Here is a 14,366-nt window from a genome sequence, read left to right as displayed (position 1 = left end):
GTTTTTATTTATATAATTGGTAATTCTTTTTGGGCTCTTCTAGATAACCATATTGGTCCATCTTTTGTAATAAGTACATTTTCTTCATGTACCATCTCTTTACCTGCTAGATATTCCATTCCAGGCTCTAATGTTAATACAACACCCTCTTCTAAAGGAGTATTATCATTAACAGTATTAGATGGCCACTCAGTTAGTTGCATTCCAAGTCCATGACCTAATCTTCCAACTGAATTTCCTAAAGCTCCACCTTTTTGCATTACTTTATTCATAGCATGAAATACATCAGATGTCGTATTTCCTACTTGACAAGCTTCAAATCCAGCATCAGTAGCATTAAATACTACTTCATAAGCTTTTTTTGCTTCATCGCTTGCATAAGAAAAAGCGTAATTTCTGTCAAAATCACAGAAGTAACTATCAAAAACACAGCCTGTGTCAATGATAAAAATATCTCCATTTTCTAAAATCCTTTCACTTGGTCCCATAATAATCGAACCATAGCCACCTTGACCTGATCCAGATATTAAATAAGGAAAATCATCTACACCTAAAGTTAATAAATGATTCTTAAATCTCTGACAATTAGCTCTTTCACTCTCACCTACTTTTAGTAAGCTTGGTAAGTCTTCAAAACCTTGAGATGCCACTTGACAAATATAAGATATTTTTTCAATCTCTGCATGTGATTTTACATATCTTACATATCTTAAAATATTAGTAGCATCCTTAATCTGTAAACCATCTAAATTAGAGATTAATTTATTATAATCCCCTAATGGCATCCTAAGACTACTTTCATGACCTTGAGGAATTCCTAAACACTTAAATCTTTTCATTAAAGCATTAATAGATGTTGTTAATAAGGAAATTCCTTCATCCTCTGGATTAGGTGATACCCAAGTTTGAATATCATCAATCCATGTTCCTCTCATTCCACTCTCACCAATTACTGGAATTATTGCTTTTGGTTTATCATCTAAAGGAATTAGAACAAACCATGGTCTTGTTGGACTCTCAAAAAATTGAGATTTAAACCCAGTGTAATACTCAATATCTACTTGCGTTGTTAATAAAATAGCGTCCATACCCTCATCAAACATAAGTTTCTGGATTTTAGAGAGTCTATTTTCATACTCAGCTTGTAAAAATCCTCTTTGTGGTACTTGTATCATCTTAATTTCCTTTTAACATTCTCACATATACTGATGGAATAGCAGCATATAAAGCAGCACATAAAATTAAGTCTGCTTTTTTTACTTCTTCATTTGGTGCATGGGCAAATTTCAGTTCACCTGGTCCATATCCAATTACTGGAATATTATGTTCACCCATAATAGATACACCATTTGTTGAAAATGGCCAAATATCAATTACTGCATCTTTTTTGAATAACTCTTTATAAGCATTTGCTACACTTTGCGTAACATCATGTTTTTCTTCCATTTTCCATGGTTTAAATGAACACTCTTGTCCATACTCTAAACCTGTATATGATGGTTCGTCATAGTTATAAATACTAACTTCAGCATCTGCCATTTTAACAGCTGGTAAATTTCTAATCTCTTGTAATGCATCCTCAGGTTTTTCACCCCAAGTTAATCGTCTATCAATTGAGATAGTACAAGAATCAGATACCGCACATCTTGATGGAGAAGTTGAGCTAATCTCAGAAACAGTTAAACACCCTTTTCCAAGTAAATCATCAACTAATAAATTTTCATTTAAAGCTCTAAGTTCAGTTAAAATTCCTGACATTTTATAAATAGCATTATCACCAGTATGAGGAATTGATCCATGAGCAGATGTTCCATAAGTACTTACAGAAATTTCCATTCGTCCTTTTTGTGCTCTACAAATCTTTCCATCACTTGGTTCCGCAAGTAATACAAATTCAGGTCTAATATTTTGCTCTTCAATCATATATTTCCAAGATAATCCATCACAATCTTCTTCTGCAACAGAAGCAGAAACTAGAAGTGTAAAATCATCTTGAATATCTAAATCCGTAATAATCTTCGCAGCATATACAATAGATGCAATTGCACCTTTCATATCTGTTGTTCCTCGACCTATAATTCTATTTTCGTCTTCAAAACCTTCATAAGGATCATAGTTCCAGTTATCAAGGTTTCCAGCACCTACAACATCTAAGTGACCATCCATTGCAATAAGATGAGAACCCGTACCTATATAAGCTAAAATATTTCCCATAGGGTCAATATCTATTTTATTAAATCCAAGTTTTTGCATCTCTGCAATAGTACAAGTTGCTGCAAGAGATTCATCACCTGAACCTCCTGGACATCTAACTAAATCTCTTGTAAATTTATAAATATCTTCTTTATAAAACTCAGCTCTTTGTTTTATTTCCTCAAAAGGAATACCTTCAAATATTTTTTCCATCATTAAGCCTTTTTTAGAACCTCAGCAGAGCTTTTCCCTACCATTTTTTCGTATACAACTGCATCAGTATCACCTTCTGTTCCTAAGAAAAGAATTTTTGAATTTTCATCAATTTGTAATGCAGCTCTATACTCTTCGCTATGTTGAGTAATCATATAACCTGCAAGTCCTGCAACTGCTGATTCACCTGCAACTACTGGCTCTGGTAATTCTGATAAGTATTTCATAACTTCTGCAATTGGTTCATCAGGAATTGAGAAGAATGCTTTTGTTTTATTTTCTAAAATCTTCCATGCTAATAGTGAAATCTCTCCACAAGAAAGACCAGCCATTACTGTGTCTAAATCTCCATGAACAACTGTAGGAGTTCCATTTTTTGCACTTTGTAATAAACAATCTGCATTAGTTGGTTCAATCATTACAAAAATTGGTGATTCTTCTTGGTAAGTTTCTAAAATAAATGATGCAACAGCTGCTGCCATTCCACCAACTCCACCTTGTAAGAATACATGTGTTGGTTTTTCACCCATTTGTTTTAATGCTTCATCAACCATAATTGTATAACCTTGCATTACATCTTTTGGTACTTCTGTATAACCTTCATATGAAGTATCAGAAACTGTAAAGTAACCTTTCTCTTCTGCTGTTTTATCAGCAATATGAACTGAATCATCGTAGTTACCATCAATTCTATTTACTTTTGCACCATATTTTGCAATTTCATTTTCTCTACTTACACTTACATGTGAATGAATAAAAATTTCACAATTACAACCAAAGTTTGATGCTCCCCATGCTACTGATTTACCGTGATTTCCATCTGTTGCACACGAAACTGTAATCTTGTTTGTAATATCTTTGTATGTTCCTGCTAATAAATCATTTGAATTTGCATCAATACCTTGCTCTTTTAATTTTCCAATTAATAAATTTGCAACTGCGTATGCTCCACCTAAAGCTTTAAAACTTTTAAGAGAGAATCTAAAGTGCTCATTTTTGTAATATAGTTTTGAAACACCTGTTTGTTCTGCTAATTCATCTAGACTCACAAGTGGAGTAACTGCGTATTCATCCCAAGAAGTAATCTCTTTTGATGCTTTCTCAAAACCTTCTAGACTTAAAATATCTTGGTGTTCGTACTTACCTACTACTGTATTTGATGTATTATCGAAAAATTCTGTATTGTTTAAATATTGTTTAAAATTGTTTATCATGATGTTATTCCTTAACTTTTTATTTTTATTTTATTTTTTTACTTATCGAATGCTATATCTCTTAAGAACAGAGCTGAATCAGGGAAGAATATTAAAATCGCTGACATCAACATTAGTATTAAGAAGAATGGCAATATTCCAGAAATTACTTGCATATATGATTTTTTAAATACCGCAATGGCAGTAAAAATATCACATCCAAATGGTGGCGTTGCCGAACCAATTGCCATTTGTAAAGTAATTACAACTCCAACTAAAACTGGATCAATTCCTGATGAATCAATAATTGGCATAAATACTGGTGTTAAAATCAGTAATACAACAATTGAATCAACAAACATACATCCAACAACAAATGCTACTGAGATAACAAATAGTATAAACTCAGGACTTGCATTTTCTAAATCAAGTGCTCCAAGTAACTCTTGAGGAATCATCTCAAATGAGATATACCAAGAGAAGGCTTGACCCGCACCAACAAGGATAAATACAACTGCTGTAATAAGCCCTGTACTTAATGATGAATCAATTAAATCAGATAGTCCTAATTTCCTATAAATTACAACTTCTAATATAATTGCATACAATACTGAGAAGGCTGCTGCTTCTGTTGGAGTAAATGCTCCTGAGTAAATCCCACCTACAATTAGTACTGGGAATCCCATTGGTAAAATTGATTTTTTAACTGCTTGAAATCTAGCAGACCAATCTTTTTTTGGTGCTAATGTAATTTCATCTTGATGCATTACAGAATAAATGTAACAATAAACTGAAAATAGACCTGTTAAAATAAGACCTGGACCAATTCCTGCAATGAACAATTCAGCAATATTTGCATTTGCTAAAACTCCATATAAAATAAGACCAATACTTGGTGGAATTAACCAAGCAATATCACTTGCATTAATTATAAGTCCAAGAATAAAATTATCTTTATATCCAGCTTTTAAAAGTTTAGGTCTCATAATTGAACCAACAGATACAACTGTTGCTTGAGTAGAACCTGAAACTGAACCAAATAATGTACATGAAATACAAGTTGTAATTGGTAATCCACCTCTGTAGTGACCAATAAATACTTCAATTAAATCTAGTAATCTTGTAGCCGTATGACCCCTGGTCATAATATCTGCCGCAAAAATAAACATTGGAATTGCTATTAGTGCATTTGGTGTAATACCTGTAATCATTTGCTGAATTATATTTTGCAGAGGTAAATCTGAAAAATGTAAAAACCCTACCATTGTTGCAACCGTTAAAGGAACAACCATTGGGAAACTTAAAAATAGAAGTACTACCATTACTGCTAATAGGGCAAAAGTAATAACATATACATCAAGCTCGCCATTTAACACATTTTGTAAAAATTCTAACATGCTTGATCTCCTATATTTGAATCACAATCTTTCTCTTCAATAACATCATAAGAAAGATAAATCTCATCATGTAACAGGTTTTGAATAAACCTAATGAAGAACTGAACTCCCGACATAAAAAATCCAATAGGTACAATCATATATACTAAATAAACTTCTATTTGAAGTGCTGGACTTAATCTGTTTATCTCTTTTAATTGCATTACATAGTTATAAGCTTCATAAGCTAATAAAAACATCAACATTGATGTAGAAATTGCAATAATAATCATTAAGAACTTTTTCTTTTTATGACTTAACGCGTCATAAATAGCAGTCATTCTGATATTTCTACCATTTCTTACTGCATAAGCTAAACCAACAAATGTCACGGATACCATTAAAAACTGATTTAATTCCTCAGAAAAATATATACTTTGGTTGAAGATATATCTTCCTAAAGCATTTGCAGTTGTATTAATCATCATTAGCAAAATAGATAAAGATAAAATTACCTTTTCTACTTTTGCAGTAATGGAATTTACTCTTGCCAATACATTTTTCATATTATCTTTCTTCCTTAAAAAGTGAACCAAAACCTAAAATTGGTTTTTTATAATTTGCTAATCTTAAAATGTCCCAAGCCATAACTTGGTTACTTGTTAAGATTCTCTTCCCAGTAATTTCTTCTAATTCATCTATATATCTACAGATATTTAAATTTGTACAAGAAACAAAAATTGTTTTAATATTTTCATCTTTTGCCATTTGAATTACTGCATCTTTTATAGACTCAGGAGTAATACTTGGAACTAAATTGTCATTTGGGTTATTAAATGTTGCAGCACTAATAGTTTTAATATTAGGTTCCATTCCATCTAAAATACCTTGTGTAACTTCTATGCTGTATGGAGTAATTACTCCTAACTCATTTACATTTAAAAACTCACAAGCATTTTTAATTGCTGTGTACGGATTTGTTACTTCTTTTATTTCTCTTTTTGTATCACTTTGTTTAATAATTCTTGCAACTTCATCTTCTCCAATTGTCATAGAAGCAGAAGTACATGAAAGTGCTACCACATCTAAAGTCAGTCCGGGAAGGATAGTATTAGTTGCACTTGCTAATTCATTTTTTATTGCCATTAAAACTTCTGGTGTTAATTCAACTGAATCCATCATTACCCGTGAAGGGAAACATAAAACTCCAGTGTCTTTTAAAATTGCTTCAAATTCATATAATGTGATTTGATCTGTTGCAAGAAGTATTAAACCTATTTTTCCATTGTGAGAAATTGTATTCTTAAGTTCGCTATTTATTACTTTTATTTCCATCATTTTTCCTTAAAAAAACCCCGAGAGGGGCTTTTATTTAGTGTCTGCTTTCAGCGTCTTTTACTTCTTGAATTAAGTTATTTAAGATTTTTTTAGCGTCTGATTTAGCTTGTTCTTTTTTATCATCTGGATAAGCTTTAGCTACTACATCTAAGAATGTTCCATGTAAAGATTTACTAATATCTTTAAATTTTGCTCTCTCAGCTTCAGTTAAAGTAATAAGTTTTAACTCTTTGTTTTCTTCTAACATTTTTGCTGTATTTTCTTTGTTAATTTTCTTTTGGTATTCAAATGCTGCTTTATTTGCTGCTTTGATAGCCTTATTAATAATTGCTTGTTTTTCTGGAGTTTGTTTAGCAAACCATTTTGCATTTGTTGAAATTGTTCCAATATATGGTTGTTGACCTGGGAACATAATGTATTTTTGAACCATGTGCCATTTAGCATTGTAAATGAAGTACATTGGATTTACCATACCATCAACTGTTCCTAATTGTAAAGAAGAGTAAACTTCTCCCCATGATAATGGAGTTGGAACTGCACCGAATGCTTTGTATGTTTCTACTGGAATTGTAGATGTAAATGTTCTGATTTTTTGTCCTGCGAAATCTTCTGGAGTTCTAATAGGTTTATTTGCACCCCATGCCATTTCACCCTCAGAAATCATTGATAAAAGTTTTAAATTAGCTTTTTTGAATTTTGGAGCTAAATCATTATAGATAGTTTTACTTGTAGTTAATACTTCGTAAGCTGCATCTTCATTATTAGTTAATACGTATGGAATTGAAATTGATTGAACTTCAGGTACGTATGAACCTAAGTGACCAGTTCCTACAGATACAAAGTTGATTGAACCATTTGAAGTTAATTCAACAATGTCATTTTCACCACCAAGTTGTCCGTAATAATAGATTCTAACTTTAATTTTTCCATTAGACTCTTTTTTTACTACTTTTGCAAATTCTTGAGCATAGATATCTTGAACATCTTTTTTTGCCTCTTCACTGGCAAACTTCCAAGTCTCTGCACTTAATGATACCGCACCTAATAATAACGCACACGCTGTTCCTAGTAATTTGTTTCTAAACATATCTCTTCCTTTATAGTTTATATAATGTCAGTATACGCCTCATTAACTTAAAATATACTTAAGATATATTTAGAATATATACAAAAAATATACTAGAAATAGTTATATATGTTATTTTAATATTTTATTGGCTTAAATAAGCTCAAATATGAATTTTTATAGATTTTTTGTTTAGTTTTAATTAGAAAGTATAAAGAGCAAACTTATATGTTTACTCTTTAAATAGCATGACTTCTTACAAATGCTTCTAAGTAATCAATTAAATCATCTACATATTTTGCAGCAGATTCTTTATCTTGATCAATTACAGCTTCTAGAATTTTTTTATGTAAAACTTTACCTTTTTGATGGTCATCTTTTTTAGCATAGTAATACCAGAATCTATGAGATAGACCTTGTACATTTCGTAATTCTTCATATATAAATTGATTTTTTGAACATTTAGCTAAGATTCTATGTCTCTCTTTTAACCAATGTAAAAATTCAACATCATCTTGTTCATCAACAATATTTACTAATTCTTGTAGGCTTTTTTTATCTAATTCTGTTAGTCTATCAATTGCAGATTTTACGCATAGTTGTAGTATTGCTCGTCTTACTTCTAATAATTGAAGTTGAGTAGAGCCACTCATTTCAGGAATTAATACCCCAATTCTAGAGATATTAACTAAAGATTCATTTGCTAATAATCGTAAAGCTTCTCGAACAGGTGTTCTACCAGCTCCAACCATTTCAGATATCTCAGCTTCTGTTAAAACCGTTCCTGGTTCTATTTCACAAAATACAATAAGATCTTCAAGTTTTTCATAAACTTGTTCTGTCATTGTTTTATTTTTTTCTCGTTTTAGTTTATTCTTCATTTAACATACCTAACTACGTATTTTAGAAATTATATTTAAATATATCTTAAATATATATTCTGTTTTTTACTATAGCTTTGTTGTTAAAGGCTTTTCAAATAATCAATGGGTAAGAGAAGTTAACATTATTAAGAAAAAAGGGAGGGTTTTTTTCTTAATATTTTATTCCAACTCTTACACCTGAAGAATACTAAACTTTTAAATAATTGCCTTAATCTGAAATGATTATGAGTTTCTATTTAATTAAATTGCTTCTTTAATAAGTTTAATATACCTCCCAGATCTAATTAATTTTTTAAGTCCTGCATCAAATTTATTAATTAACTCTTGTGCTTTTGGATGTTTCTTTGAAACTAAAAAGTAAACACCAGTTGCTGGATATACCTTTTTTGAATCATTAGTAAACTTTGCAGATTCTTCTGCTGTAAATGAATTTTTGATGATGTTATATCCCACAAGATAACTTGAAGAAGTTACATCAATTTTTCCATCTAATAGTTTTTGAAAGTTCTCTTTCTCACTAATAGCCATTTCAACATCAACACCTTTTTCTCTTAAAAGCTTTTCAGTTTTAAAACCAGATGTCTCACCAACTCTATAATTTTTAAGGTCTTCATATTTTTGCCATTTAAAGTCTAAACTTTTTAAATGGAAGAAAACAGTTTTTGTTCTAAGAATTGCATTTTTTGAATAAAGAAAATCTTTCTCTCTATCTTTTGTTTTAAACCATGGAATTGTAGCATCTGCTGTAACTTCTTTTGCAAGAGAGTAGGCTTTTTCCCATGAATGGAATTCATATTTAACATCTATATTTTCTAATTTTAATGCTTCATTTACAATTTTTTGAAGAACTCCACCACTTTTACTCTTTTCAATAGTATATGGTGCCCACTCTCCTGTTGTAATTTTAATCACTTCATTTGCAGAAGAAGACACTACTGTTGTAAGTAGTGCTAAACCTGCTAAAAATACCTTTTTCATTTTATTCCTTTTAGGCTAAGAACCTATACCCTATACCATTAACATTTTTAAGAATTGACGGGGGCATCTTCTTCTTAAAATTTTTTACAAAACTCTTAATAGCATTTTGAGTTATATTTGATTTACACTCCCAGATATAGTATGACATCTGTTCATAAGTAACAATTCTATTTTTTAATAATAGTTGTGTAAAAACCAACTCTCTTTTAGTTAAATAATAAGTTTTATCAGGACTAATTACAGCACAGTTCTTTTCATCAATAAACCAATTACTAACTAACTCTTTTAAATTAACTTCTTGAAGTTCATTAAAAAAGTTTTCAATAATTAACTGATTTTCAAGAGAAAGAGGGATTTTAATATTAATAAATTTTTCTTCAATATTTTTAATATACTCCAATCCGTCAATTCTTGAATTTAAAACACTCACTTTATTTCCTTATTTATTCACTTTCTCTAAAGTAATATCAATAAATTTATATGAAGGAGTGAAACTCTTTTTATCAAAATGATTAATTGAAACTAAAGGTGTTGCTTCTGGGAAATAAGCCCCAGCACATCCTTCTTTAATATCATAAGCTACTACTTCAAAATTTAAAACTTCTCTTTTTATTTCATCTTTACTGTGAGATTGAATATTTACAAACTCCCCATTTTTAAGTCCGAGTTTTTTAATATCTTTCTCATTTAAGAAGATAATTTTTCTTTTATTCTTTATTCCACGATATCTATCATTTGTATCATATACAGTTGTATTAAACTGGTCATGAGATCTCATAGTCATTAAAGACAAGTGATTTTCATCTAGAGTTAAATCAGGAGCAATATTTACAAGGAAATTAGCTTTTTTCGTTTCTGTTTCCCAAACTCTATTTCTTGCAGAGTTATATAACTCAAGTCCAGTTTTACTCTCCATTGAGGCATTATAAGATGTAAAAGTTGGCAATACTTCTTCAATCTTTTCTCTAATTTTATTGTAATCACTAATTAAATCTATAAAATCAACTTTTTCTTTACCAAATGTTGCATCGGCAATTCCTGCAATAATTGCAGGTTCTGATTTTAAATCTCTAGAGGCTGGAGTATTTCTTCCTTTTGAAGGATGAACCATACTCATTGAATCCTCAACAGTAACACTTTGTACACCATTTTGTTGGATATCTAACTCTGTTCTTCCAAGACATGGTAAAATCAGTGCTTCTTTTCCACATATTAAATGACTTTTATTTAAATGCGTAGAAATATGTACAGTTAAATTACAAGACTCTAAAGCCTCATATGTAATTTTTGTATCAGGTGCAGCATCGGCAAAATTACCACCAAGACCTATAAATACTTTATTTTTCTCTTTATGCATTGCTTTAATAGCATGAACCACATCATAACCATGAGATCTTGGACTTTTAAAGTTAAATACACTATCAATTTTTTGTAAGAAATCTTCTTTTGGAGCTTCTGAAATTCCTACAGTTCTATCACCTTGTACATTACTATGACCTCTTACAGGACAAGCACCAGCTCCTTCTTTTCCAATATTACCTTTTAGTAATAATAGATTCATTACTTCTTCAATTGTTGCAACACCGTGTTCATGTTGTGTTAATCCCATAGCCCAACAACAAATAGTTTTATCTGACTCAACATAAAGTTCAGCTATTTCTATAATCTCTTCTTTGCTTAAAGAAGTTTGTTTTACTAATTCATTCCAATCTTTTGAAAGAATCTGTTTTTTATACTCTTCAAATCCAGCAGTGTGTTTTTCTATAAACTCTAAATCTAAAGTTATTGAATAGTTTTCTAAAATATATTTCACAATTGCTTGAACTAAAGCCATATCACTACCTAGTTTTACTTGGTAATAATTTGTACTAATAGGTGTTGCTTTATTAGTAAGCATTTGACCCACGTCTTGTGGATGAACAAAAGATACTAAACCAGCTTCTTTTAAAGGGTTGATAGATACTATCTTCGCACCTCTTTTATTAGCTTTTTGTAATTCACTTAACATTCTAGGGTGATTTGTTCCTGGGTTTTGCCCAAAAATCATAATTAACTCAGCTTTATCAAAATCTTCTAAAGATACTGTTCCTTTTCCAATTCCAACTGATTCACCCATTCCAACACCAGAGCTTTCATGACACATGTTTGAACAATCAGGGAAATTGTTTGTCCCTAACATTCTTCCCATTAGTTGGTATAAAAATGCTGCTTCATTAGATGTTCTACCTGATGTATAAAAAATTGCATCATCAGGTTTTTCTAAACTTTTTAAATGTTTAGATACTACTTCAAAAGCGCTATCCCAAGAAATAGGTTCATATTTATCTTTAGCTCTATTGTAATAAAAAGGCTCAGTTAAACGCCCCTGATTTGTTATTGAATAAACATCAAGTTCATTTAGTTCTGACACTGTTTTTTGTGAAAAAAGCTCACTAGAAGCTCTTTTATTTGTAGTTTCAAAAGCAATTGCTTTTACTCCATTTTCACAAAACTCAGTCATTGATCGTTCACTATCTTCTGGGTCTGGCCATGCACAACCTGGACAATCAAATCCTTCAACTTGATTTAGTCTAAATAATGTTTGAGAGCCTTTTAAAAAGCCCTCTCTCATTAAGAATTTTCCAGATGATATTAATGCACCCCATCCACCAGCTGATTTAACGTTTAGATGTTGATTTTCCATTGTTATTTCTCTACTACTCCACCAGCATCATTTCGTGAAGTTTCACTTGATGCAACATAAATAGCTTTTGCAACTTCTTTTAAATCATTCCAATCATTTAAATTGATAACTAAACCATTTTCAACTGCATTATTAAATGACTTTTGTAAAGTTTGAGAGCTAATAACTTCAGCACTATCACAAGTACTTTCTATTTTGTTTTTACTAATTTCAATTGTTAAAGATCTAACATCTGAACTATCAGTTGTACTGTTACAAACTGTTGGTAAATCATCATTAGCATTTATGCAGTATGAGATTTTCCCATTATCTGATGAATTATTCCAAGAGAATCTAGCATTTAGACCTTTTTTAGCAATTCTTAGTGCTTGAGAGAATACTAACCATCTATTGTGACAATTTTTAATCTCTAAAGTTACAGTTTCATAATTAGGAACTGATTCTAATGCGTAAGCTACTAAAATTTGAATATGTCCTAAAATTGTGTCATTATTTAAATCAGCAGTAATATGAGAACCTTCTGATGAAATATTTAATGATAAGTTATTAGAATTTTTTAAATACTTTAATGCATTTGCAAAATGTTTAACTCCATTTAATCCAACCATCTCTAAATCAACAACCATTTTAGAAATTAAATCTGCTTCTCCTGAATCTCTTTTAAGACCATTAAATGCGTTATTACACATAGTTGCTAACTCTGTTCTTGAAACAGAAATTTTTCCACTTTCTACATTTAATCTATCATCTTTACTTTTTGGAATTTGAGGGAATAACCACTCACCATTATGAACCTCATCAACTAGTGGCGCACTTTGGAAGAAAGTAACTTGAACCCATCTATCTGATCTTGGATCAAATTTAGTTGCTCCAAACATAGCAAGTTTAGCTCTTAATAAATCCATTGGTAAAAATTCTTCATCAATTACATTAGCTTGAATTTCACCCATTTTACAAGCACCCATAGTCCAAATTCTTCTAATAATAGATGAGTATTGAGGGTTTTCTAATAAGAACTTAGTTACTGCTTCTTCATTTGAAATATCTACTAAAATTTTATTTAATTTAGATACTTGTCTAGCTATATCTAAAGGCAATTCTAATTCAGCACCCTTATCTACATTTCTAATTCCTAATCTTGGTTCACCTTTATCTTCTGATACATACCAGAACCAATAATTACTTTTCTCTTTTGAGAAATCATATTTTAAAGCCCAAGAATAATGAGATTGAATTTTAGCTTTTAAAGCTTCTATTGTAACCCCAGATAATTCTAATGGTTGTTCATCAACTCTCATTTCACTTTCATGACAATCAACAAGTTGCGGATATAATTCAATAATTGAAGAAATAAGAACTTCTTGTGCTTCGAAAGAAAGACTAGTTGTACTTTGAATTAATTCTTTGTATGTTTTACCAAGAAGTTCATTTGTTGATTCAATAATACTTGGAATCTCTAAAGCTGCTTTTACATTTAATTCTTTTTGGTGTTCATTTATTGTTACTACATCTTCTAAATGTGTAATTGCTCTATTTAAATAAGCAATTAATTCTTTTGATTTTTCTTTTGTAATCTCTTCTAATGATACTTTACTTAAAGCTAATTCTCTTTGGTATAACCAATTATCAACAACTTTTGGGTGTCTAATTAAATATGGAGCCATTCCTAAACCAGTTGCATTACCAACTCCTAAGAATCTTTGAATATCTTTATCTAAAGATACTGCTTTATCTCCACCTTTATTTTTAGCAATAAAGTTTGCCCAATCAAGTGAGAATTGTCTTAAGATATATACAGCACACATTTCTGCAGAAAAAGACTGAGAGAAGTCTGGGTTTTTTCCTAGTGCAGCATAATCATTAATTCCAAATTTACCACTACCGTAAACAGCAGTAGTTCTTAGGATATAACCAACTTTTGAAACTTCTTCAATGCTTGGTTGTTCACCTTTAGCTAATGAGTCAATTACATGAGAGAAAACTCTAACAGATTTATTAGCACGAGCAAGTACTAAAGCTCTATTTGAGTTTCTTCCTGCTTCTTGAAGTGGTACATTATTTCTTAGAGCATCTAATAAAGTGTCACTTACATCTCCATCAATTAATGTAAATGTTGTATCCCACTTTTCAGCAATAACTCTATCATTTCTTTCATCATCTTCAATATGATTAGAAAAGATTACTACATTATATGTATTGTTTGGTGTTTTTAATTCGTAAATAGCTGTACCATAACCGTCTTTACATAAATCCCATTTAGATTTAGTAACAGTCCAATTTTCATTTGCCATTTTTCTTATTAAAGTTCTAGTGAAACTGATTCTAGATTGATGCATTGCACCCATTCTTTTTAAATCCATTACCACACTTGAATCTCTTAATTGTGAATTTTCGATTGTATTAATATTTTTACTCATTTCTCTCTCCTGAAATTTTTAAAAA

12 protein-coding genes are annotated in these 14,366 nt (G+C 30.5%); all 12 read right to left on the bottom strand.

The features are described from left to right. Window positions 1–8: 8 nt before the first annotated feature. Window positions 9–1,175, bottom strand: coding sequence for a M24 family metallopeptidase (locus tag ALEK_RS01750; RefSeq protein WP_071627888.1), 1,167 nt, complete (start codon window positions 1,173–1,175; stop codon window positions 9–11). A gap of 1 nt (window position 1,176) precedes the next feature. After that, the gene (locus ALEK_RS01745; protein ID WP_071627889.1) at window positions 1,177–2,406 is read right to left on the bottom strand and encodes a YgeY family selenium metabolism-linked hydrolase; all 1,230 of its coding nucleotides are present in this window, start codon (window positions 2,404–2,406) and stop codon (window positions 1,177–1,179) included. Window positions 2,407–2,408: 2 nt separating this feature from the next. After that, the gene (locus ALEK_RS01740) at window positions 2,409–3,620 is read right to left on the bottom strand and encodes a diaminopropionate ammonia-lyase (RefSeq protein ID WP_071627890.1); all 1,212 of its coding nucleotides are present in this window, start codon (window positions 3,618–3,620) and stop codon (window positions 2,409–2,411) included. Between the two features lie 38 nt (window positions 3,621–3,658). Then, on the bottom strand, window positions 3,659–4,996 hold the full coding sequence (locus tag ALEK_RS01735) for a TRAP transporter large permease (RefSeq protein WP_071627891.1): 1,338 nt from the start codon (window positions 4,994–4,996) through the stop codon (window positions 3,659–3,661). Then, on the bottom strand, window positions 4,990–5,541 hold the full coding sequence (locus ALEK_RS01730; RefSeq protein WP_071627892.1) for a TRAP transporter small permease: 552 nt from the start codon (window positions 5,539–5,541) through the stop codon (window positions 4,990–4,992). Before ALEK_RS01730 ends, ALEK_RS01735 begins: the two co-directional genes overlap by 7 nt. 1 nt (window position 5,542) lies before the next feature. Beyond that, complete coding sequence (locus ALEK_RS01725; protein ID WP_071627893.1) at window positions 5,543–6,310, bottom strand: maleate cis-trans isomerase family protein; 768 nt, start codon at window positions 6,308–6,310, stop codon at window positions 5,543–5,545. A 37-nt stretch (window positions 6,311–6,347) separates the two neighbouring features. Then, a complete protein-coding gene (gene dctP, locus ALEK_RS01720; RefSeq protein ID WP_071627894.1) occupies window positions 6,348–7,400 on the bottom strand; it encodes a TRAP transporter substrate-binding protein DctP in 1,053 nt (350 codons plus the stop codon). A gap of 218 nt (window positions 7,401–7,618) precedes the next feature. After that, window positions 7,619–8,260, bottom strand: coding sequence for a GntR family transcriptional regulator (locus ALEK_RS01715; protein WP_071627895.1), 642 nt, complete (start codon window positions 8,258–8,260; stop codon window positions 7,619–7,621). Window positions 8,261–8,503: 243 nt separating this feature from the next. Then, complete coding sequence (locus ALEK_RS01710; protein ID WP_071627896.1) at window positions 8,504–9,241, bottom strand: substrate-binding periplasmic protein; 738 nt, start codon at window positions 9,239–9,241, stop codon at window positions 8,504–8,506. A gap of 10 nt (window positions 9,242–9,251) precedes the next feature. Continuing rightward, the gene (locus ALEK_RS01705) at window positions 9,252–9,671 is read right to left on the bottom strand and encodes a helix-turn-helix domain-containing protein (RefSeq protein ID WP_071627897.1); all 420 of its coding nucleotides are present in this window, start codon (window positions 9,669–9,671) and stop codon (window positions 9,252–9,254) included. Window positions 9,672–9,680: 9 nt separating this feature from the next. After that, window positions 9,681–11,924: an FdhF/YdeP family oxidoreductase gene (locus ALEK_RS01700; RefSeq protein ID WP_071627898.1), complete on the bottom strand. Its 2,244-nt coding sequence runs from the start codon at window positions 11,922–11,924 to the stop codon at window positions 9,681–9,683. 2 nt (window positions 11,925–11,926) lie between these two features. Further along, window positions 11,927–14,341 (bottom strand): DUF3726 domain-containing protein, encoded by a 2,415-nt coding sequence (locus tag ALEK_RS01695; protein WP_071627899.1) that lies wholly within the window; start codon window positions 14,339–14,341, stop codon window positions 11,927–11,929. Window positions 14,342–14,366 lie beyond the last annotated feature (25 nt).

This window comes from Poseidonibacter lekithochrous (assembly GCF_013283835.1).
GTDB classification, from domain to species: domain Bacteria; phylum Campylobacterota; class Campylobacteria; order Campylobacterales; family Arcobacteraceae; genus Poseidonibacter; species Poseidonibacter lekithochrous.
This window is presented reverse-complemented; position numbering and strand designations above follow the sequence as displayed.

Excerpts from the sequence above, each read along its gene's own strand:
- ALEK_RS01735 (WP_071627891.1), bottom strand. The coding sequence starts at position 4,996 with ATGTTAGAATTTTTACAAAATGTGTTAAATGGCGAGCTTGATGTATAT.
- ALEK_RS01740 (WP_071627890.1), bottom strand. The coding sequence starts at position 3,620 with ATGATAAACAATTTTAAACAATATTTAAACAATACAGAATTTTTCGAT.
- ALEK_RS01750 (WP_071627888.1), bottom strand. The coding sequence starts at position 1,175 with ATGATACAAGTACCACAAAGAGGATTTTTACAAGCTGAGTATGAAAAT.
- dctP (WP_071627894.1), bottom strand. The coding sequence starts at position 7,400 with ATGTTTAGAAACAAATTACTAGGAACAGCGTGTGCGTTATTATTAGGT.
- ALEK_RS01745 (WP_071627889.1), bottom strand. The coding sequence starts at position 2,406 with ATGGAAAAAATATTTGAAGGTATTCCTTTTGAGGAAATAAAACAAAGA.
- ALEK_RS01710 (WP_071627896.1), bottom strand. The coding sequence starts at position 9,241 with ATGAAAAAGGTATTTTTAGCAGGTTTAGCACTACTTACAACAGTAGTG.
- ALEK_RS01715 (WP_071627895.1), bottom strand. The coding sequence starts at position 8,260 with ATGAAGAATAAACTAAAACGAGAAAAAAATAAAACAATGACAGAACAA.
- ALEK_RS01700 (WP_071627898.1), bottom strand. The coding sequence starts at position 11,924 with ATGGAAAATCAACATCTAAACGTTAAATCAGCTGGTGGATGGGGTGCA.
- ALEK_RS01725 (WP_071627893.1), bottom strand. The coding sequence starts at position 6,310 with ATGGAAATAAAAGTAATAAATAGCGAACTTAAGAATACAATTTCTCAC.
- ALEK_RS01695 (WP_071627899.1), bottom strand. The coding sequence starts at position 14,341 with ATGAGTAAAAATATTAATACAATCGAAAATTCACAATTAAGAGATTCA.
- ALEK_RS01730 (WP_071627892.1), bottom strand. The coding sequence starts at position 5,541 with ATGAAAAATGTATTGGCAAGAGTAAATTCCATTACTGCAAAAGTAGAA.